Here is a 22,094-nt window from a genome sequence, read left to right on the forward strand (position 1 = left end):
CAATTCATTCAAAAATCTTCATTTTAGACTTGACTTTTAATAGTTAGTCTTTCCGCCGCAGTGCGATCTCCGCGGAGCGTTTTTATTTAACAGGGAACGAAGTTTCCTGTTAAATAAAAAATCCCCTGCCATGCGCTGCGCGCACGGCAAGGGACGATATACTCGCGGTTCCACCCTCCTTGCATAAAGCAGTTCTGCCTTATGCCTCTCGTTTGTGATGATAACGGAATCACCGTTCCCGATTAAGGGACACTCAAAGATGGTTTTCAGACAAACTCCCTGTAAAGCGCTTCCACCATATGCGCCTCTCTCTGGACAGCTCCCTTGCCCTACTCTTCTTCTCAACGTGTTTCTCTGTAAAATGCTTCTGTTTCTTTCTTGATTATATCATCGGTTTGTGTTTTGTCAAGTGCAGAGAACAGATTTTCTTTTCTCTGCTTTTTTAACTCTACTTAACCTCTACGCTCCATCCCTCCGGGCCTTCCAGCTTGCCTAACTGGATGCCTGTAATGGTATCGTAGATTTTCTGGGTCAGAGGGCCAATCTTGCCTCCCGTTATCACCATCTTCTCATTCTCATAGCGGAGCTCTCCCACCGGCGATACAACTGCCGCTGTTCCGGTTCCAAAGCATTCCTCCATGGCTCCTGTCCTGGCTGCCTCCACAATCTCCTCCACGGAAATTCTGCGCTCCTCCACCGGAACGCCCCACTTCTCGCACAGCTCGATGGCGGATCTCCTGGTGATTCCCGGAAGAATGCTTCCGTTTAACTTGGGCGTTACCACTGTGCCGTTAATCTTAAAGAAGATATTCATGGCGCCGACTTCCTCGATATACTTTCTCTCTATGCCGTCCAGCCAGAGAACCTGGGCATAGCCCTCGTCGTGGGCCTTCACCTGAGCTGCCAGGGATGCCACATAGTTTCCTCCCGTCTTGGCCTCTCCGATTCCGCCCTTCACGGCTCTCACATACTCGTCCTCAATCCAGATCTTCACCGGGTCCAGGCCGCTCTCATAGTAGGCGCCCACCGGGGAGAGAATAATCAGGAATTTATAGGTATCTGACGGCCGCACTCCGAGGAACGGATCCGTTGCAAACATAAACGGTCTGATGTAGAGAGAGGTTCCCGGCTTTGTGGGAATCCAGTCACGGTCGATCTTGACTACCTCCTTTAACCCCTCCAGAAACAGCTCCCTCGGAATCTCCGGCATACAGAGACGCTTATTGCTGTTGCAGGCCCTCTCCCAGTTCTTGTCAGGGCGGAATAAAAGCGTCCTTCCGTCCTCGCTCTTGTATGCTTTCAGTCCCTCGAACATTTCCTGTCCGTAATGGAATACCATACAGGATGGATCCAGAGAGAGCGGCTGGTAGGGCACAACCCTGGGATCTACCCATCCCTGTCCCTCAATATAGTCGCATACAAACATGTGATCAGTAAAAATGGTCCCAAATTTTAATGGATCATCTGCTGCCGGCTTCTGCTTCGGCGCGGTCGTTTTCTCAATTCTTATATTGTACATGGGCCCTCGCTTCCTTTCTCTAACCGCAGATTCACAAATCTGCGTTCCGTCTGATTGTGTTATAAACATTATCGGCTAAGGCACTTAAATTGTCAATAATATACTGTCTTTTTTCGCAAATCGAATAACAGTATAACCGGCGGTTATACTGTTTTAGCTCGCTCCCGCCTTGTCAGCTCTGTCCATACAAGAAGAAGCATGGTTCCGAAGCACGCAGCCCCGCCGATAAAGTTCGAGATCGGCTCTGCCAGAAACACGCCGTTCGTCCCCATCCCGAACACAGACGGCAGCAGCAGCGTAAGCGGCACTACAATCACTACCTTGCGGAAAATAGAGAAGAAAATGGCCTGCCTTGACATTCCGAGCGCCACAAAAACAGCCTGCCCCGCAAACTGCAGAGACATCATGAAAAACCCGAAGAAATACAGACGAAGCGCCGGAACTCCCGCCTCGATAAGGGCCTGATCCTGGTTGAAAATCCTGATGAAGAACTCCGGAAATCCGTGGAGAAATGCCCATGCCAGCGTGGTATAGGCTATGGAGAACAGGGAGGTGAACACGATCGCCTTTTTCACCCGTCCATACTCCTTAGCCCCATAGTTAAAGCCCATAACCGGCTGGGCGCTGTTTGTGACGCCCTGCACCGGCATGGACGCCACCTCCCGCAGGGAGTTGATGACTGTCATAACGCCCACATAGAGATCCCCTCCGAATGTCTGAAGCGTCGCATTGCACACGATCTGCACGGTACAGTTGGTGATTGCCATGGTAAAACCGCTCATTCCCAGTCCCACAATGGCCCGGATTCTCTTCCACTGCGGACGCAGGCAGGACAGCCGGAGGCGCAGTATGGTTCTTTTTCCTGTCAGGAAACGCACAATCCAGACAGCGGAAAAAAACTGGGAGATAATCGTCGCCAGGGCAGCCCCCCGGACTCCCATGCCAAGGCCAAAAATGAAAATCGGATCCAGGATGATGTTGGCCACCGCCCCCAGAAGGACGGTGCACATCCCCACCTTCCCAAATCCCTGGGAATTAATGAAGCTGTTCATTCCAAGCCCTACCATGACAAATATGCTTCCCAGAAGGTAGATAGTGATGTAGGCGTCAGCAAAGGGATATGTAGAATCGCTGGCCCCAAAGGCATAGAGAAGGGGCTTCTTAAAGAGCAGACCAAGCATAGTGAGAAAAACCCCGAAAACCACCAGCATGGTAAAGGAATTCCCCATAATCTTCTCTGCCTCTTCCAGGTTTCCCCTCCCCCTCTCAATGGAACACAGAGGGGCGCCTCCCATTCCGAACAGATTGGCAAAGGCGATTACCATGGTGATCATGGGCAGGGACAGCCCGATTCCGGTCAGAAAGAGAGTGGCATGTTCCGGTATCCTTCCTATATAAATCCTGTCCACAATATTGTAGAGGACATTGATCAGCTGGGCCAGTGTCATGGGAACTGCCAGACCTAAAATATTTTTGACAACGCTCCCCTTTGAAAAATCGTTTTCCGCCGTCCGCTCCATCTTCTCTTCTCCTTATGACTGTCTTTCCTGATTGTTTTCCAATCGCAGTATGGTTACGCTCAAAACAAGTGAAAACCCTTGTAAATAAAGGAAAAATCCAATACTTACAAGGGTTTTTCATGGATGGACCAGACGGGAGTCGAACCCGTGTCCAAGAACCAATTCCCTGTTCTTCTACTATCATAGTCCGTTCTTTTTCATTCCCTCCATCCTGCGGAAACGAACATCCTCAGAACTTCAGTAGCACCTGATACGCCTGGCGGTCCGGCGCCCTCCCGCCATCGTTTCTCACATAGTCGATGCCAGATTCTTAAGGTGTGAGTGCCCTAAGGCTGACAACTGCTGCAATTAAGCAGCAAGTGCTAATTTTCTATCGTTAGCGTTTAATTTTAATTTTGCCATTTAACGCATCGCATGCGGATAGCTTCACCAGCTGCATAGCCCCTGTCGAAACCGGTACTGGCCCTTACAAATTGTCCTATAGATTTTATCACCGATTCTCCCAACTGTCAACCGATTTGAATGTCCAAATATCGGTATATTTCCTCTTTTTTCTGCACAATTCAAACGTTTTCAGGAAAGAGAACTGCTGAAAGCACTGTGCCAAAGTGACCGGGAGCTGGCCGCCTGTCTGCTGAAGCCTGCCCCGGCACCGGCGTTATGACATTAACCCTGGCTTAATACTGTTTTGCCTTAAAGCCTCTTTCCATCTCACGTCTGGCATCTTTCTTGGCAAGATCCTCCCGTTTATCATAGAGTTTTTTACCCCTGGCAAGTCCTATCTCTACCTTCACAAGACTTCCCTTCAGGTAGACCTGGAGGGGCACAAGGGTAAAGCCCTTCTCCTTGATCTTTGATACAAGACGGTCGATCTCCTTTCTGTGCATCAGAAGCTTTCTCTGCCTGAGGGGATCTCTGTTGAAAATATTCCCCTTTTCATAGGGACTGATATGCATGCCGTACACATAGACCTGGCCGTTTTCAATCCGCACAAAGGCCTCCTTAATGCTGCATTTTCCCATGCGGATGGATTTTACCTCTGTGCCGTAAAGCTCAATTCCCGTCTCATATTTGTCATCAATAAAGTAATCGTGAAAGGCCTTTTTATTATTGGCCACCAGCTTAAAATTATTTGTTCCCATGTGTTCCTCCTCATGTTTTATTCCGAAAGCCGGTCCGTTCTTTCCGAACGCTCCCGTTTTCTAAAACTGCCTTGCCGGAATAAAGTCGATGGTTTTTGCAAACCGGTCGCAGCCTGTCACCTGCACCCGGATGACCTCACCTAATTTATACGTCTTTCCCGTCATCTCCCCTGTCAGCTCGTACCGCTCTTCGCTGAACACATAGTAATCGTCCCTGAGCTCATTGATATGGACGAGTCCCTCCACTGTGTTCGGAAGCTCCACGTAGAAGCCCCAGTTCGTGACGCCGGAAATAACGCCCTCAAATTCCTGTCCGATAAACTGTTCCATGTACTGAACCTTTTTCAGCTTATCGGTCTCCCTCTCTGCCTCATCAGCTCTTCTCTCCAGAGCTGAGGTCTGCACTGCCACCTGCGGCAGAATTCTCTCATAGTGGGAAACTCGTTTCCCTGTCAGACCGCCGTGAAGAGATTCTTTGATGATCCGATGAATCTGCAGATCCGGGTATCTCCTGATAGGAGATGTAAAGTGCGTATAATAGCGGGCTGAAAGCCCGAAATGTCCTGTATTTGCTGTAGTATATTTTGCCTGCTTCATGGAGCGGAGCGTCAGCCGGCTGATCAGAGCCTCCTCGGGCGTTCCCTCCACCTTATCCAGGAGCTTTTGCAGCTCTTTCGGGTGAACCTCGCCGCCCGGCATCCGGAGAGTGTAGCCAAAGTTGTTGATGAAGGTTCCAAGGCGCTTCATCCTGTCCTCATCCGGCTTCTCGTGGGTCCGGTAGAGGAAGGGCACCTCCTGCCAGAAATAATCCTCCGCCACTGTCTCGTTGGCCAGAAGCATGAAGTCCTCGATGATCCGGGTGGCGGCATTGCGCTCGTAGGGCTTTATCTCAATGGGCCTTCCCTTCTCATCCAGCACAATTTTGCTCTCCGGGAAATCAAAGTCAATGGAACCTCTGGCATGACGCTTTTTCCGCAGAATGTCGGCAAGCTCCTTCATCAGGAGGAACATGTCGGCAAGCTCTGCATATCTGGCCGTCACCTCCGGATCGTGTTCCGTGACAATGGCATTGACTGCCGTGTAGGTCATTCTCCGGTCAGACCGGATCACGGTCTCCGCAATCTCGTGGCCCACCACGTTTCCCTGGCTGTCGATGTCCATCAGACAGCTTAACGTCAGCCGATCCTCCCCCTCGTTTAAGGAGCAGATCCCGTTTGAAAGTCTGTGAGGAAGCATGGGGATCACCCGATCCACCAGGTAAACGCTGGTGGATCGCCTCAGGGCCTCCGCGTCCAGAGCCGTGTATTCCCTCACATAGTGGCTTACATCAGCGATGTGGACGCCCAGCCGGTATCCGTCGCCGGCCCGCTCAATGCTGATGGCATCGTCCAGGTCCTTAGCCTCCTCGCCGTCTATGGTGACGGTCAGAACGCCTCTCAGATCCTTTCGTCCCCCTATGTCGCTGCTGTCTACCTTTTCCGGGATACTTTTTATCTCCTCCATCACCGCCCTGGGAAATTCCTCGGGAAGCCCATATGCCCGGACAACAGACAGAATGTCCACCCCCGGATCATTGATATGTCCCAGGATCTCCGTGATGACTCCCTCAGGCTTCCTTCCCTTTTTCTCCCCGAAGTCCTTAATTTTCACCATGACCTTGTGGCCGCTTACTGCCCCTTGATCGCATCCCTGGGGAATAAAAATATCTTTTGCTATTTTCTGATTGTCCGGGATCACGAAACCGTATCCCCTGCTCTTTTCGTAGGTTCCGATCAGAGTTTCATTGGCATGCTCCAGGATTTTCACCACAGTGCCTTCTGCCCGGCGCCCTTTTTCCTCTGCGTCGATGACAATCTGAACCCGGTCCCCGTGAAGGGCTCCGTTTGTTCTGTCTGCAGGGATGAAGATATCCTCCTGCCCCTCAGCCGTGACAAAGCCAAAGCCCCTCGGATGGCCGGAGAAGATCCCTGTCAGGGCAAAAGCCTCCGCCTTTCCGAATTTTCCTTTTTTGGAAATGCTGATCTTTCCCTCAGACAGCAGAGCGTTCAGCACTGCTTTCAGCTCCTCCCGCTGCTCCTTGGGGACGTTCAGCAGGATGGCCAGCTCCTTAAGCTTCATCGGAACGTACGCCGTCTCATTCATCAGGGACACCAGCATGGCTTTTCGCTGTTCAAACAGCTCTCCCTCATCTGCTTTTGCCTGCTCAGCCTCCGGGCTCTCCTCTGCCGCCTCCAGAACGCTGTCGGCTCTGCTCCTGCCCCTGTTCTTTTGCAGCTTTTCTGGTTGAAAGCTGCGCTTTGATTTTTTATGTTTTTTATTCTCTTTTTTCACGCCTGTTCTCCAGTCAGCTTTTTCAAATTTTACTCTTTTTTGATTTTTCACCGGCGAAGCCGCCTCTTAATTGGCCCCGCCGGAGGACACGCTTATTATTCCCACTTTTCCTGAAATAAGACGCGCCGCCCTGTGTGCATGTGAATCCACTCCGTCTTCGCGGAAAGCCTGCAGAAATTTCCGCAAAGACAAAAAAGACACCCCTGCTGCCAAGAGTGTCTTTCTGAATCAATTAGAGTATCTTAATTAAAGTATCTTAAGGTTCAGCACAAGCGCCAGAATCAGCCAGAGAATCGCACCATACTTTGTGAGCTTCTCGAGCTTACCCTCCATGGAACGGCTCTTGTTTCTCCCCCAGTAGCTGTCAGCCATACCGTTAATGGTGCCGGACAGGCCCGCTGACTTTCCCTCCTGAAGTAATACTACAATTGTCAAAAATACACATATAGCAACAAATACAAAGGTAAGAATCCCTCGTAACATCTTTTGCACCTCCTATAGTCAAACAAGAGTATAGTATCACACTTTACATGGAAAAACAAGCTGTTTTTCACTGATTTCTGTCATCTTCCCTGTTTTTGCTATTTCCCGCTGCTTGGAAAATAGGGGAGGAGCGCGCCTGCCACACTGGAAATCGGCATGGTCTGAAGCCAGATATGGCCTGGTCCTGTGACGATGGTATTAAACAGTCCCTCACCGCCAAACAGCATGTTTTTAACTCCCGGCACTGACTGAATTTCCATCTGACATCCTGCCGTCATAGCCGCCAGGTATCCTGTGTCTATCACCATCTGCTGGCCGGCTTCCAGATCATACTCCATAATGTGGCCGTCGAATTCAGCGAACACGATGCCTCTTCCCGAGAGTTTCTGCATAATAAAGCCTTCACCGCCGAACAGACCTGACCCCAGCTTCTTATGAAAGTAGACAGACAGATCCACCCCTGCCTCAGAAGCCAGAAACGCGCTTTTCTGAAAAATATACTCCTGCCCGGGCCCGACTTCGAAGGCTCTGATAGAACCCGGAAAGCTGGATGCAAACGCGATCATCCCCGGACCGCCCTTGGCCGTATAGGTATTCCGGAACATGGACTCCCCCGAAAACAGCCGCCCGAAGGCCTTCCCGATTCCGCCGACGTTCGTCTCCATCTGCATGTTGGGGCTCATCCAGGCCATCGCCCCCTTCTCTGTAATCATAGCTTCGCCTTTTTCCAGCTCGCATACTACTGCCGGCAGCGTCTCTCCGTGAATCTCATATTTCATATCCTGTTCCTCCCTCCGCATATAGATGTATTGTATCACGGATATTTTCTGTGTTGTTTTCTTTTTTCTTAACATATTCTGAAATATTTTCCTGAAGGAGACCGCTCCTGCCGCAGCTGAATGGCAGAAAAAAGAAGGATCCTGCAGAGTTTTCTCCCTCTGCGGAATCCTTCTTTTTCGTTCTATCAGCTTCTCAGCTCAATTCCCAGCCCCTGAAGTCCGTTTAAAATTTTCTGCATGGCAGAAGCCACTTCCTTCTCCTCCAATGTGTGATCCTTGGAGCGGAAGGTGATGGAGTAGGCCACAGACTTGTAGCCTGCCGTGATCTGGCTGCCCTCGTAAACGTCGAAGAGCTTGTAGCTTTCCAGGATCTTTCCGCCTCTCTGCTCGATGATCTCCTCGATCTGTCCTGCCAGCACCTCTTTTTTCATTACCATGCTGATGTCTCTTGTAACAGACGGATACTTGGCGATTCCCTCGTACTTGTGGTCAAAGGTTGCAAGAGGAATCAGATTCGGCATATCCAGGACTGCCACATAGGCCTTCTCGCCGATCTTATAATTGTCTGCCACATCCGGATGAATCTCTCCCATGTAGCCGATTACCGTGTCACCATAGGAGATCTCCGCCTGACGTCCCGGATGGAGGAAGCTCTTTCCTGCCTCAGGGTTGTAGCGGGGCTTCTTATTTAAGCCGATCTTTTCCAGGAATTCTTCCACAACACCCTTCATGGTGAAGAAGTCTCCCTCCCCGTACATGCCCAGAGTAAACTGCTGGCGCTCGTCCGGAAGCATGGGAAGCCCTGTCTGCTCGAGGTACTCTTTGCTTACGCTGTCCTCTGCCGGCAGGTAGATGGTGGCAAGCTCATAGAGCTTTACATCCTTATTCCGGCGGTTGTAGTTGGTGGACAGGGAGGTCAGCATACCATTTAACGGAGTGGTTCTCATGATGCTGAAGTCCTCGCCCAGAGGATTCGATATGGTGACAACCCTGCGGAGCGTGCTGTCCTCCGGAATCAGAAGCCTGTCAAATACCTTCGGGCTCTCAAAGGAGTAGGTCATGCTCTGGGAGAAGCCGCAGAACTCGGCAATCCTTCTGGCAACCTCCTCCACTCTCAGCTTGAAGGACAGCTTTCCTGCTGTGGCCTCGCCGGTGGGAAGGGCTGTCGGAATCACGTCGTAGCCATAGAAGCGGGCCACCTCCTCGGCCACATCTGCCATCCTGTGGACATCCTGGCGCCAGCTTGGAACTACAATCTCCTCTGTGGCTGCATCGTACTCCAGCTCCACGCTCTTTAAGTAAGAAATCATATCCGCCCTGTCGATATTTGTTCCCAGAAGGCGGTTAATCTTCTCCGGCTCAAAGGGAACGCGGTTTCCCTCTCTCTTTACCGGATAAACGTCGATCATGCCGCCGACTACCTCTCCGGCTCCCAGCTCCTCAATTAACTGGCAGGCGCGGTTGATGGCCAGCTCTGCCGTATTCGGATCAAGGCCCTTCTCGAATTTTCCGGAAGCATCTGTCCTTAATCCCACTCTCTTGGCGGAAAGGCGGATATTCGTTCCGTCAAAGCATGCGGCCTCGAATACCATGGTCTTCACGTTATCTGTAATCTTGGAATTTTCTCCTCCCATGATTCCGGCAATTCCGACAGCCTTCTCTCCGTCGTTGATCATGAGAATCTGGCTGTCCAGCTTTCTCTCCTGGCCGTCCAGGGTCTCAAATACTTCCCCGTCCTGCGCACACTTTACAACGATCTGCTGACCGGCGATCTGATCGTAGTCGTAAGCGTGCATCGGCTGTCCGTACTCTTCCATCACATAGTTGGTAATGTCTACGATATTGTTGATGGGGCGGATGCCGCTGGCTGCCAGGCGGCGGCGCATCCAGTCAGGGGACGGCCCCAGCTTAATGTTTTTCACCATTCTGGCACAGTAGCGGGGGCAGAGTTCTGTGTTCTCCACGCTCACCTTCAGGAAGTCGTGAATGTCTTCGCCGTTTCCTGTCTTTTTGATCTCCGGCTCGCAGAAGGTCTTTCCGAAGGTAGCCGCTGCCTCTCTGGCAATACCGATGACGCTGTAGCAGTCCACGCGGTTTGATGTGATCTCATACTCGAATACCACGTCGCGAAGGCCCAGGGCCTCGATGGCGTCGCTTCCCACCTCTGTGTCCTCCGGGAAAATATAGATTCCCTGTTCAGGAGCTTCCGGGTACATCTCACGGCTGGAGCCAAGCTCCTCGATGGAGCACATCATTCCGTTTGATTCCACTCCACGCAGCTTGCCCTTTTTGATCCTGATTCCGCCTTCCGGACGGCCTCCATCGTGATCGCCGGCCACCCTTCCGCCGTCGAGAACAACCGGAACCTTCTGGCCCACCTTTACATTCGGAGCGCCCGTCACGATCTGGGTGGAAGTACCGCCCAGATCCACCTGACATACAACCAGCTTGTCAGCGTCCGGATGGCGCTCAATCTCTGTGATCTGGCCTACAACAATCTTGTCCAGGTTTTTATCCAGGCACTCATATCCCTCTACCTTCGTTCCTGTCAGTGTCATGGCGTCTGTATATTCCTGCGCTGTGACATCGAGATCCGGAACATATGCTTTTATCCATGATAATGCTGTGTTCATTTTGATTCTCCTTGCAATCTAATCCATGATTTTCGTCAGTGCTTGATTCAGAACTTCGTATCCTGTCTCTGTTCCCGGGTTTCCTAAAACTGCTTTAAGAAACGCACGTCATTCTCGTACAGGAGACGCATATCGTCGATCTCATATTTTAACAGGGCAATTCTCTCAAGGCCCACGCCGAAGGCGAAGCCGGAATACTCCTCCGGATCAATGCCGCACATCTCAAGTACATGGGGGTGCACCATGCCGCATCCCAGAATCTCAATCCAGCCGGATCCCTTGCAGAAACGGCAGCCCTTTCCGCCGCACTTGAAGCAGCTTACATCCACCTCAGCGCTGGGCTCTGTGAACGGGAAGTGGTGGGGGCGGAATTTTACCTTTGTCTCTTCCCCGAACAGCTCTCTGGCGAACTCGGCCAGGGTTCCCTTAAGGTCTGCAAATGTAATGTTCTTGTCAATGACAAGTCCCTCGATCTGGTGGAAGGACGGGGAGTGGGTTGCATCCACCTCGTCGGAGCGGAACACACGTCCCGGGGCGATCATGCGGATAGGGGGCTTCTTCGTTTCCATAACCCGCACCTGTACCGGGGAGGTCTGGCTCCTGAGCACCACAGAGTCATTGATGTAGAAGGTATCCTGCTCATCCCTTGCCGGATGCCCCTTAGGGATGTTTAACTTCTCAAAGTTGTACTTGTCGTACTCCACCTCCGGACCTTCCACAACCTCATAGCCCATGCCGATGAAAATGCGCTCCACTTCTTCAAGGGCAATGGTGTTGGGATGGCTGTGTCCTACATTATTTTTCTTCGCCGGAAGGGTTACATCGATAACTTCCTTCTTCATCTGCTCCTCGCGGGCAATGCGGGCCAGCTTTTTCTTTGTCTCCTCTAACTTCTCCTCAATTAAAGCCCTGGCGTCATTTACCATCTGTCCAACCTTCGGGCGCTCTTCCGGAGCTACATCCTTCATGCTTTTTAACACGCTTGTCAGTTCGCCCTTTTTTCCGAGGTATGCAACGCGGATGTCATTTAACTTTTCCAGCGCGTCGGAAGCTTCGATCTTCGCAAGGGCTTCTGCCTTGATCTTCTCTAACTGCTCTCTCATAATTTCTCCTTCTGAAATAGACTTAAATTTTGCTTTTAACCGTGGCTGATTGATGAGCGGCAGAAAAGTTTTGTTTTACCTGAAATTCCCGGGATTTCTTAAAAATAAAACAAAAAAACCGCCCCTTCAGACACGAAGGGACGGTTCAGACCGCGGTACCACCCTGATTCCTGTATCCGTGAAAACGGTGCCGGTTCCTGCCGGCCTCCGGCTTTTCACAGCCCAGGCTCTTATCTTATACGTAACGTGTACGGGACGTCGCCGCCTAATAGATGCTGCAAAGGAACAGCTCTCGTTCAGCTGCGCGGCTCCGGCGGGAATTTCGACACCCTATCTGAACCGAAGAGGCTCTCAGCCGGCGGCCTCCTCTCTCTGGACGGAAAATAAGGGTCTACTTGCACCTTCACTGCCTTTTTATATACTGGTTTATATTCTAAGCACTGCTCTCCTGTTTGTCAAGTGCAGAAATGAACTTTTCAAGTCTTTCGCCCCTCTGTCAGAGCAGCCAGCTGCTCCAGTATTCCGGCTGTGCCTGACAGGGAAATGCTTCCCACCTTCTCGCAGATTCGCTCCAGGTATTCCATCTCCTTGAGGCGATAGAGAATCTGGTTTTCCTCCATGAGCCTTGCCGTGTTCAGAAGGCTTCTGGTAGAAGCCACCTCCTCGCGGCGGGTAATCACATTGGCCTGGGCCTGCTTCTCTGCCACCAGAACGGTATTCATGATGGCGCGGATCTCTCCCGGCAGGATGATGTCCTTGATTCCCACAGCTCCGATCTCCACCGGATACTGTGACTGGATCTCCTTCATCTTCTCTTCCAGCTTTCTGCCAATCTCCTCCTTCTGATTCAGGAGTTCATCGAGGGTTAGCTTTCCCACATACTCCCGTGCAGCCAGCTGCCCTGCGCTGTATATCTGCTCCGCGATATTTTTCGTCTTTTTCACCAGCTCTGCCGGGTCAGAGACACGGTACTGGCAGAGAATATTGAGCCTTACTCCCACCTTGTCCGCTGTCAGAATCTCCTGCCCGGAAATTTCCAGGCGCTGCATTTTCAGGTCCACCAGGACACAGGAGACCTTTGTGCCGTAATTCCAATAGTACCAGATGCCGCAGGGAAGCGTTCTCTCATACTTTCCGTCAAAGTAGAGAAGCCCTGCCTCCCCCTCTCCGACGGTAATTTTTCTGTACATGGCCGCCGGAACCTGTTCAATCAGGTAGACCGGAAGCTCCCCCTCTATCTCCGGTTTAGTCAGATCCACAATGCGGACCTCGTTCTTCTCATAGACATTCCAGAAATAGTACTCTCCCGCCGGAAGCACCTGGGAGAAATTTCCGTTTACGCTGTGAAAGCCTATGCTCCCGTCCGGAATTTGAACGTACAGAATACGCTCTGCAAATTCCTTATCCTTTAAAAGAATCTCCATGGGAATCCCCTGATCGGCAAACCTGCCTTTCATGGCTGCCTTTTTCACCGCATACGGCTTCCAGAACGGGAAACGGTAGGTACCGGGAGACAGAAATCTGACGAATCTCCCATTATCTATTAAAAATCCACAGGACTGATCTGCGATAACTGTTTTCATGGTTTACCCTCCTGTCTTTTTCTGTTTTTTCCATCTCCCTGCAGGGGCCTTCCGTTCAGAAGCCTTCCGGCAGAACCGGGGCCTGGAATCCGGAAGAAATCGGATTCTTTCCGGTTCCCCCCGTTTTCCGGTCTCCTTTTCTGCCCTCCCTCTCCGGTATCCCGGAAGGCGCAGGCTGCAGTAAGACGGGAAAGCTTCAAGTTCCGTCCTCTTCCCCGCCGGTCAGAGGACAGACCCGCTTTCCTTCAGATACCCTTTAGGGCGGCATCCTCTCCCGCAAACACAGAGCTCTGCCTGACAGCAGAAAATCGGTCGACTGCTATACCACTTAGCTACAGATCCTCTCGGTATCCGGCGGGATTCGAACCCGCGAAAAATCGATATATATGAAGGTTTCTGTTCCCCGGAATGCAGGCTCTCTATTTTCCTGCACCGCCCAGGCGGGAGGCATAAAATCCATCCCAAACCTGCTGCCTGAAAGGGCTTTCCTGCCGGAAGGCCCGGGGGAATCAACCCTTGACCACACCAACGGTGTGAAGTTTTTTCACCGGCTCCACCAGATCACTCTGGTTTTTCATTACCTCGTCAATGTCTTTGTAGGCAAAGCGGCTCTCCTCCGCCACATCGGATTTATTGCGCTTGCCGAGAATGACCTGCTTTTCTCTCAGGTCCTTTATAACCTCCTCGCAGGAAAAGGCGCTCATAGCTCCTTTTCTGGAATATCTGCGCCCGGCTCCGTGGGAGGAGGAGCAGAAGGATTCCGGGTTTCCTTTGCCGCGCACAATGTAGCTGCAGGAGCCCATGGCTCCGGGAATCACCGCAAGCTCTCCCTCCCTGGCCCTTGTTGCGCCTTTTCTGTGTACCCAGACATTCTCTCCATAGTGGTTCTCAAGAGCCGCATAATTGTGATGGCAGTTGATCTCCTCTGTAAAGGCCAAATGGAGATCCGTATACTTTCCGATCCACTTTTCCAGAATAGCCTTGACGGCAAGCATCATCTTCGCCCGGTTCTCCATGGCAAAATCCATGGAAAGCTGCATCCAATTCAGATACTGCCTTCCCTCCCTGCTGTCCAGAGGCAGGAAAGCAAGCCGGTATTCATCGGGAACCTGGCTGTACCATCTGGCATTCAGCTCCCTGGCCTTCTGGTGAAAATAGTCGCAGACGGCCTTTCCGAAATGGCGGCTTCCAGAGTGAATCATGACGCTTAAATACCCCTCCTCATCCTCCTGAAGCTCAATGAAATGATTTCCGCCTCCCAGAGTTCCTATCTGGAAATATCCCGCGTCCAGCTGGCCTAAAAGCTCCCCGTCCTCCTCGTACTTGTCAAACTCCTCAAAGGCCCGGTCAAGGGTGTAAGAGGGCATCTGTATCTTGTGGTGGGCAAAGCCTGTCGGGATATTTCTCAGAATATCTCCGACTATCCCCTGGAGCAGGTTCCCGTTTCCAGTCAATATACCGCGAAGCTCCTCTGCCTTTACATTCGTCCCCGTCCATGCCATTCCGCAGCCGATGTCCACGCCTACTGCATTGGGTATCAGCACGTTTTTCGCCGCTATCACTCCTCCGATGGGCATCCCCTTTCCCGTGTGGGTATCCGGCATCAGACACACCCACTTATGAAGAAAGGGAAGCTCAGCCAGGTGATATGCCTGGAGAAGGCAGCTCTCCTCAATATCTTCTTTTTTCTCAAGCCAGACTCTGACCGGCCATTTTCTCGACTCATCTGATAATGTAAACATCGCTCTGAACACTTCCTCTCTGTCTGATTCTGATTATTTTCACGGGACGTTATCTGCGCCCGACTGTCTGTTTCGGCCTGCGTTTTTCCCTCTGGTCTGTATTTTTCTTCTGTCTGACCTTTACATGTCCTATTCTAGTAAATTTTTCCTGTCCTATCATTTAAAAAAAGTTGCGACCTTGATATAATTAAGCCAGGTAAGACACAAAACGTACCGGCCGTCCGGCTTGAGGGGAGGAAGGCATATGGCCCAGTTTCAGGAGCTAATCAAAAATTTCGACCGCATCCGCGACTATATGCGGCAGTTTTATGTATACGGCTTTAAGGTAAGAGGGGAATATACAGAAAAAAGTGCCCGAACCTACGATAATGAGCGGCGCAGAATCGAGAGCTGGCTGAAGGGATATGTGACCTTCGACTATACGGCGAAGGGAAAGCAGGTTTCCATCAGCGCAGACAGCCGCTCCATTGTCTCCAATCCTCTCTACGCGGCCTGGAAGGCAAAGAGCTTTACAGACAATGACCTGTTGCTCCATTTTTTCATACTCTATTATCTGGCCCCCGAAGGCGGGCAGGAAACGGGTGAAAACGCGGATTTTCCTCTCTTATCCTGCAGCGAGCTGGCTGACCGGATTGCAGCTGACTTTGGCCTGACCTTCGACGCCCAGACAGTGCGGCTCAAATTAAAAGAATACGAGCTTCTCGGACTGCTCATCTCTGAAAAAAGGCAGAAGTCTCTCTGCTACCGCCTTGCACCTGCATCGGTTCTGGACCGGCCGGAGTTTACTCCCCTCTTCGAGCGGCTGATTGCCGCCATCTCTTTCTTTTCAGAGGCGGCGCCCTTTGGATTTGTGGGAAATACGATTCTGGATCGGGAAAACAGAGCCAACACCTGTTTCCAGTTCAAGCACCATTTCATGGTTCACACCCTGGAGGACGGAATCCTCTACCCCATTCTTCAGGCAATCCGAAAGGGGAGTACCCTGGAATTTGAAAACCACAGCAGGCGCAGCAGCCATGTCAGCTGCATAACGGGAATTCCCCTGCAGATCTTTGCAAGCACCAGGACAGGAAGGCGCTATGTCTGCCTGTATTCTGCAAAAGAGCGGAGATTTATGACGCTGCGGCTGGACTGCATTGCCCGGGTTCAGGAAGAGCCTGAGGCTGTAAATGACTGCAGGGAGGCTACCCGACAGGAGACCTTCCGCCAGGGCGGGCCCCGGGGGCAGACCGCCGGGGAGCTTATGGAACTTCTGGAGAAAAACAAGCCCTTCTGCTTTGGCGTGTCCTTTGGGTCAAAAGCCGTCCGTCTGGAGGAGATCTGCCTGCGCCTTCATGTGGATGAGCAGACGGAGCCTCATATCCTGGAACGGCTCTACCGGGAAGGAAAGGGCGGAGAGGTACTCCGCATCCGCAGAAATGAATATCTCTACAGCGGAACTTTTTTTGACGTAAATGAGATGCTGTCCTGGGTTAAAACCTTCACCGGGCGGATCATGGATATCCAGTGCAGCAATGAGGCTGCCGCCGTCAAGGTCATTTCCGACTGGAAAAGTATGTACCGGATGTATGCAGGAGAACGAAGCTGCGGCGGCTTCACAGCCGGCGAAAAGAAATGAGAGGTGGTTTCAGATGAGCGGTGATACATCATTTTCTCTGTTTGACAAACTGTACAGCTGCTATTATCTGGCTGTAAGAAGGATTCTGGAGGAGGCAGCCCTGTCGCCTGTCGACAGCAGGCGGATGGAGGAGATCTGCCGTGCCTGCGCTTTTGATGAGAGCGCCCTCTCCATTGTTCCTGAGCTTACCAGGCCGGACGGAGCGTGGAGCGCCCTCCTGTCCGCAAAAAGGGGCGGACTCTTTTCCTCCAGCCTTGGCAGCGCTTCCCTGAAGCCTCCCCTCTCCCGCCTGCAGAAGGCATGGCTTAAAGCCATCTGCTCCGATCCCAGATTCCTCCTGTTTTTCAGTGAAGAGGAACGGGACAGGCTCTCAGCTGCCCTTGAGGAGGATGGCCAGGTGACGGAGCTCTACAGGCAGGAGGAGTTCTATTACTACGACCAGTTCCGGGATGGGGATGACTATGAAAGCGTCATGTACCGGCGCCATTTCGCCACGATTCTGGAGGGGATACTGAACAGGCAGATGCTCCGGCTCTCCTACAAGGGAAAACGGCAGCTCTTAGACCCTATGAAGGTGTTTCCCGTAAGCCTCCAGTACTCTGCAAAGGACGATAAATTCCGCCTTCTCTGTATCCGCCGGAGAAGCGGACGCCCCGGGCTCGGATATACCCTGAATGTAAGCAAAATTCTGTCCTGCGAGCTGTGCAGAGAAACTCCTCCTGCAGGCGGCATTCAGGCTGCATCTGCACCGCCCTTCTCTGCGGCCTCCGGTTCCGGGAGTCCTTTTGTCCGGAAGGCAGAGGAGCCTGCCGTTATCGAGATCGACGGCAGACGCAACTCGTTAGAACGGTGCATGCTGAAATTCGCAGACTATGAAAAGCGCACGGAATATGACGAGAAACGGGGCGTCTATATCTGCTCGATCTGCTATGACATTCAGGATGAAACAGAGCTGATTATTGATCTGCTGAGCTTCGGTCCCGTGATCCGGGTCGTAAGCCCCGAAAGGATTGTGCGGCAGATACGGGAGAGGGTGATGAGACAGCATGAATGGCTGTTTGGATTGTGTCAATAGTTTTTCGCAAAATTAAAATCTTGCCGTTTGGCAGCCGGTAGTCAGCCGGCTATGGTATCAGACAGCGGATCCTCTTCTGGTTTGAAAAGATGATCCATATTCATGTAGCGTCTGGAACCCCAACTGGTTGCTGTTACATGACGCAGTCTGGCACATACGAGCATTAAGGCACTCTGTCCGGCTGGAAATGCTCCGATCGCTTTTGTACGGCGTTTAATCTCACGGTTGAGACGCTCAATCGCGTTATTGGTCCGGAGCCGGGTCCAATGCTGCGTAGGAAAATCCATATAGGTCAAGGTTTCCTCGATTCCGTCCTCCACCTTTTTGGCAGCTTTGGCAAGCTTCATAGACCGGAGTTTTTCCGATACCTGGAGCGTTTTTTCACGAGCAGCATCCTTGCTCTCCTGTGCATGGATTGCTTTGAGCATAAGAGCTACTGTTTTCATCTTGTTTCGAGGTGTGACAGAAAATATATTTCTATAAAAATGAACCGTACAGCGCTGATATCTGGCATTTGGAAAAACTTCCGGAATGGTTTCAAGCATACCGAGATTTTTATCTCCTATGATTAAACGTACACCTGTAAACCCGCGTTCTTTCAGCCATACGAAGAAAGAACGCCAGCTTTCACGATCCTCTTTCATCCCTTACGCAGCGCCAAGGATTTCCCGGCAGCCGTCCTGGCTGACGCCAATGGCAACGAGAACAGAAACATTCTGGATCTCACCACCCCAGCTGCGTTTCAGGTAAACACCATCTACGTAAACATAAGGATAGCTCCCGGAAAGCGGACGGGTACGCCAGGTTTCGATATGCTCATAAGCCTTTTTATTCAGGTTACTGATAGTTCCCGGGGATACTTTTGTTCCCCATAAGGCTTCGGTGATATCTTCCACACGGCGTACAGAAACACCGGCCAGATACATCTCAATAAGAGCTTCTTCCACAGAAGATTCTCTGCGGCGGTATCGTTCAATAATGGCAGTCTCGAAAGGAATGCCTTTGAGTTTTGGAACTTTCAGCTCCACTTCGCCTGCAGTTGTATGGAGATTCCGTTTATAATGGCCGGAACGATATCCCTGGCGCTCGGAGGAGCGCTCATACTTTTCAGCATTGACTAATTCGTCGGCTTCCTTATCGAGCAGGGCGTTTAAAGTTTCTTCAACTGATAGATTTTGTTGTGGTGACTTAATTTTACCAAACGGCTATAGGCCATGTCTATTTTTATGAAATTGATTTTGCGAAATTAATTATACGTCATCTTCCTGAAATGTAATCTTTTATAGCCTGCAGCTTCACTTCTGGAAATATTCCTCTGGGCATAATAAAACTCCCCTCCAGATAAACAGTTTTATTATTTCAACTGTCTACCTAAAGGGGAGCATATCATCCCGCCGCCCGGCATATTATGAAAAATATTGGAACTGATTAGCTTCCTGTAAATATAGTGTAGAACAAAAATCATGTCCTCTATTTGGAAAAAAATATTAATAATTTTTAAATGTAAAGTAACAAATTTATGGACCGGAAGTTTCCTCCCTCTCTGCTCCAGCGGCAAGGACGAGCTGGGCGGAGCTATTTCCCGGAGAGAGGCAAAGAAAGCGCGTATTGCCCAAAACCCGTCCAAAGCAGCGCCTTACAGCCATTCGGAAACTATCTTTTCAGTAATTTCCAATATATTGGCTGCCTGGAATTTTCCCACCAGAGCCAGCTCCGCCGCTCCTGCCAGAAAGAGCGGCCAATGTTTCTTCAGCCTTGCCTGAAATTCTGCCACCGCCTCCTTCATTCCCATATTTCCCATAGCAAATACAGTAAAAATCACTAAAAACTGGGAAATTAAGATAGAAGAAAAATCTCTCCCGTAGTCGCAGGTAATTATGAATTTAGGCAGGGTAGCCGCAATTATAAACAGCGGAATAAGAATATAAATTCTTTTCGTTTTTTTTATAAAATCTCTCCAGATGCTTCCTATCATAATTTCCACCGGAAGCAACAAAATAATTGTCAGGGCGCATTTCACAAGATTTTTCTTTAACGGCGGCAGAACATATACCGGAATAAAGTTTAAAACGGGAGTGAAATATTCCAGCTCCAGCATATTTGTGTTCGACACCGGATAATCCGTATGACGACCGACGGTTTCTATAGTTTCCTGCAGAGAGAACCCGTTTATTTTGCCTCCGAACTGCAGGGCAAGAAAAACCGCCGAGCAGCATAAAAACAACAGAATAAGGGAAGATTTCTTTTTCCCATTTTCCTCCAGATTCATGTATACTGCCGACAGAATGCAGGGAAAATACGAAAAAATAAAGCCCTGATGGATCATGAGAGTTGCCGTGCAGATACAAAGGCACGCTCCCATATATCTGCCGCCCTGGCTTCCGGCTGCAATCATACAGCAGAAAATCGCAGCTGCAATCATATACAGATCAAACCGTCCGTAATTCCCCCAGTAAAAAAGGAAAGCTACAGAGCCAGGATTTACGGCAAATACAAAGGATAAAAACAGAATCCCTGTTCTTGTGCAGGCGTCAGCCCTCTTTCTTACCATTCTGAGGAAAACCACAGTAAAAATACACAAAAGAATCTGGCTGATAAAAATAAACGCCGCTGCCGTATCTGCAGACAGATACGGATAAAATATCCCGAGAATTGAGCCTATAAGCCCTCTTGAGATAAATCCGAAATCGCTGTACCTCAGGAAATATGGAGTAAGGCAAAACCCGTGGAGCTGGCTTTTCTCCGGGAGATAATAAAGCATATATGCCAGAAGGATTCCTAAAAACAATATATCCGCCAAAAAATCATTTGCTGTCGGCTTTTTCATCTTCATTTCCGTTCTCCCCTCTTCAAAGCTTCTGCCCCGGGGATTGCATACAAGACCGTATCTGCATAAAACCAGGTATAGTGTCTGATATAGATTCTATAAAAAGGATATTTTTTCATAATGTATTCCGGAATTTCTACCATATCTCTGTCGCTGTGGTAAATGCTGATTGCCAGCCTGGGACTGTTTTCCTTTATCACTCTTTCCGCTCCCATAAGGCTTTTCAGCTCTGCCCCCTCCACGTCCATTTTTATAAATGACACCGGCCGGTTTCCAATAATGCTGTCAATGGAATCAGCCTCTATCACTAAATCCCCTTCTTCCGTTACCATACAGCCTTCCTCTGTATTGCTCCTGAAACGAAGTTTCTCTTTTTTGTCCCAGGATCCAAGATTATAACACTCAATTCTTTTTTCATTTATCCTCTTTACCGTTTTTTCCAACTGTCTGAAATTGTATGGATCAGGCTCCAGGGCTGCAATAAGCTCAAACTGGTTTCTGTCAGCAAGGCAGTCTAAAAAGGCCTTAACAGTATCTCCTTTATATGCCCCGCAGTCTACAAAAGTCTCCCTGTTTCCCAGATGTATTAATTCCCTGTCAAAATACTGGTGCTGATCCACAATCCCCTTTAAACAGCCCCTATCATGGGACGCCCGGTATTTCCATATTTTTCCGTAGACTTCCACACTTTTTTCGTCCTCCAGCCCCTGCATGATCCTTTTGATTCTGCTGCTGTGAACGTCCATAAATCCCTGTGTTTCTGCGTAAGACGTATGGCTGATGTTTCTCTCCCAGAAATCCAAAACAGTATTAAACATATTTGTTCCCGCAAAATAACGAATGAATACAATAAGTGGAGTAAGCGCCTTCACACGCGTCAATTTTCTCCACAGGATAATAAGTCTGCTTCTCATTTTTCTCCTCTGTCAGCAACCGTACAGCAAGGCTGCGCAGCTCATTATGTAAAATATAATCATGCCGATTAAAAAACGATCCTTCAGCACAACATCTACCGGATCTCCGTCGCTGGTTCCTGAATCCAGAAGCCGATTGTACCTAAGACAGATAAGCATAACAACCGGAACCGTCCATATAAAATCCGCCCCACACTTTGCCACATAGGTTTCCCTGTCCATACATGTCAAAGAATAAAAAACAATCGTAAGCACCGTAAACATCTGAAAGCTGTTGTCAAGAAATGCGTCGCTGTAAGCGTCAAGGCATTTCCTTCCTCCCGCCCCGAATCTCCTGAGTTCGTTTCTTCTTTTTCCAAATCCCAAATAGAAAGCCGCCGACATCACGGTCAGAAACATCCAGCCTGAAACGCCTGTCCCGCTTAAGTCCCCTCCGAATAAAAGCCTCAGAATATATCCTGATGCCAGGATGCTTACATCCAGCAAGGGGACATCCTTTCCTCCCCTGCTGTAAATAATGTTAATTCCCAAATATATGATCAGATATTTTACCGGGATCCGGCATAATAAGGAAAACACTCCAGCTGAGAGCCCTATGGCAAAAATAAGGCCGTATGCCGTTTGAACCGCTACTTTCCCGGAGGCCAGGGGCCTTTCTTTTTTCTTGGGGTGCTTCCTGTCCTTATCCATATCCTGTAGGTCATTGTAAATATAAATCATAGACGATACGGCGCTGAATATGAAAAAACCCAGAATATTTCTTTTCAGAAAATACGGCTCCATAATTCTTCCGCTGAAAGCAGCGGGAAAGAAAATCAGAATATT

At 50.1% G+C, this 22,094-nt stretch carries 15 protein-coding genes, 1 other RNA gene, 1 pseudogene and 2 other annotated features; of the genes and pseudogenes, 2 read left to right on the top strand and 15 right to left on the bottom strand.

Going from position 1 to position 22,094, the window contains the following annotated elements; translation table 11 throughout:
* Positions 1-146: 146 nt before the first annotated feature.
* Positions 147-354: a binding site (T-box leader), on the bottom strand.
* Positions 355-448: 94 nt separating this feature from the next.
* From DW757_RS14795 to DW757_RS14850, 11 genes are all read right to left on the bottom strand, one after another.
* A complete protein-coding gene (locus tag DW757_RS14795) occupies positions 449-1,519 on the bottom strand; it encodes a branched-chain amino acid aminotransferase (RefSeq protein WP_015574317.1) in 1,071 nt (356 codons plus the stop codon).
* Between the two features lie 143 nt (positions 1,520-1,662).
* Positions 1,663-3,039 (bottom strand): MATE family efflux transporter, encoded by a 1,377-nt coding sequence (locus tag DW757_RS14800; RefSeq protein WP_118752104.1) that lies wholly within the window; start codon positions 3,037-3,039, stop codon positions 1,663-1,665.
* A gap of 121 nt (positions 3,040-3,160) precedes the next feature.
* Positions 3,161-3,505, bottom strand: a transfer-messenger RNA (tmRNA) gene (gene ssrA / locus DW757_RS14805).
* A gap of 211 nt (positions 3,506-3,716) precedes the next feature.
* Positions 3,717-4,181 (bottom strand): SsrA-binding protein SmpB, encoded by a 465-nt coding sequence (smpB, locus tag DW757_RS14810; protein ID WP_118752105.1) that lies wholly within the window; start codon positions 4,179-4,181, stop codon positions 3,717-3,719.
* 60 nt (positions 4,182-4,241) lie between these two features.
* The gene (gene rnr, locus DW757_RS14815; RefSeq protein ID WP_118752126.1) at positions 4,242-6,338 is read right to left on the bottom strand and encodes a ribonuclease R; all 2,097 of its coding nucleotides are present in this window, start codon (positions 6,336-6,338) and stop codon (positions 4,242-4,244) included.
* A gap of 420 nt (positions 6,339-6,758) precedes the next feature.
* Positions 6,759-6,995, bottom strand: a complete 237-nt coding sequence (gene secG / locus DW757_RS14820; RefSeq protein ID WP_008397878.1) for a preprotein translocase subunit SecG — start codon at positions 6,993-6,995, stop codon at positions 6,759-6,761.
* A 98-nt stretch (positions 6,996-7,093) separates the two neighbouring features.
* A complete protein-coding gene (locus DW757_RS14825; RefSeq protein ID WP_118752106.1) occupies positions 7,094-7,849 on the bottom strand; it encodes a TIGR00266 family protein in 756 nt (251 codons plus the stop codon).
* 110 nt (positions 7,850-7,959) lie between these two features.
* Positions 7,960-10,407: a phenylalanine--tRNA ligase subunit beta gene (gene pheT / locus DW757_RS14830; protein WP_118752107.1), complete on the bottom strand. Its 2,448-nt coding sequence runs from the start codon at positions 10,405-10,407 to the stop codon at positions 7,960-7,962.
* Between the two features lie 83 nt (positions 10,408-10,490).
* On the bottom strand, positions 10,491-11,510 hold the full coding sequence (gene pheS, locus DW757_RS14835; protein WP_021966078.1) for a phenylalanine--tRNA ligase subunit alpha: 1,020 nt from the start codon (positions 11,508-11,510) through the stop codon (positions 10,491-10,493).
* A 133-nt stretch (positions 11,511-11,643) separates the two neighbouring features.
* Positions 11,644-11,926, bottom strand: a binding site (T-box leader).
* 60 nt (positions 11,927-11,986) lie between these two features.
* Positions 11,987-13,093, bottom strand: a complete 1,107-nt coding sequence (locus DW757_RS14840) for a slipin family protein (RefSeq protein ID WP_087384925.1) — start codon at positions 13,091-13,093, stop codon at positions 11,987-11,989.
* A 509-nt stretch (positions 13,094-13,602) separates the two neighbouring features.
* Positions 13,603-14,835 (bottom strand): RtcB family protein, encoded by a 1,233-nt coding sequence (locus DW757_RS14850; RefSeq protein WP_015574322.1) that lies wholly within the window; start codon positions 14,833-14,835, stop codon positions 13,603-13,605.
* Positions 14,836-15,079: 244 nt separating this feature from the next.
* Here DW757_RS14850 and DW757_RS14855 point away from each other — a divergent pair, with 244 nt between their 5' ends.
* Both DW757_RS14855 and DW757_RS14860 read left to right on the top strand, forming a co-directional pair.
* Positions 15,080-16,453, top strand: a complete 1,374-nt coding sequence (locus tag DW757_RS14855; protein WP_118752109.1) for a WYL domain-containing protein — start codon at positions 15,080-15,082, stop codon at positions 16,451-16,453.
* A 13-nt stretch (positions 16,454-16,466) separates the two neighbouring features.
* Complete coding sequence (locus tag DW757_RS14860) at positions 16,467-17,528, top strand: WYL domain-containing protein (protein ID WP_243033724.1); 1,062 nt, start codon at positions 16,467-16,469, stop codon at positions 17,526-17,528.
* A gap of 41 nt (positions 17,529-17,569) precedes the next feature.
* Here DW757_RS14860 and DW757_RS14865 read toward each other — a convergent pair.
* The 4 genes and pseudogenes from DW757_RS14865 to DW757_RS14880 all read right to left on the bottom strand — a co-directional run bounded on the left by DW757_RS14865 (position 17,570) and on the right by DW757_RS14880 (position 22,052).
* Positions 17,570-18,721 (bottom strand): annotated as a pseudogene (locus DW757_RS14865) (IS256 family transposase).
* A 443-nt stretch (positions 18,722-19,164) separates the two neighbouring features.
* The gene (locus tag DW757_RS14870) at positions 19,165-20,361 is read right to left on the bottom strand and encodes a hypothetical protein (protein ID WP_087383009.1); all 1,197 of its coding nucleotides are present in this window, start codon (positions 20,359-20,361) and stop codon (positions 19,165-19,167) included.
* Complete coding sequence (locus DW757_RS14875) at positions 20,358-21,269, bottom strand: FkbM family methyltransferase (RefSeq protein WP_118752111.1); 912 nt, start codon at positions 21,267-21,269, stop codon at positions 20,358-20,360. The genes DW757_RS14870 and DW757_RS14875 overlap by 4 nt, the downstream gene beginning before the upstream one ends.
* A 12-nt stretch (positions 21,270-21,281) precedes the next feature.
* The gene (locus DW757_RS14880; protein ID WP_147355644.1) at positions 21,282-22,052 is read right to left on the bottom strand and encodes a UbiA prenyltransferase family protein; all 771 of its coding nucleotides are present in this window, start codon (positions 22,050-22,052) and stop codon (positions 21,282-21,284) included.
* Positions 22,053-22,094 lie beyond the last annotated feature (42 nt).

The organism is Clostridium sp. AM29-11AC, from assembly GCF_003480545.1.
Lineage (GTDB): Bacteria > Bacillota > Clostridia > Lachnospirales > Lachnospiraceae > Otoolea > Otoolea saccharolyticum_A.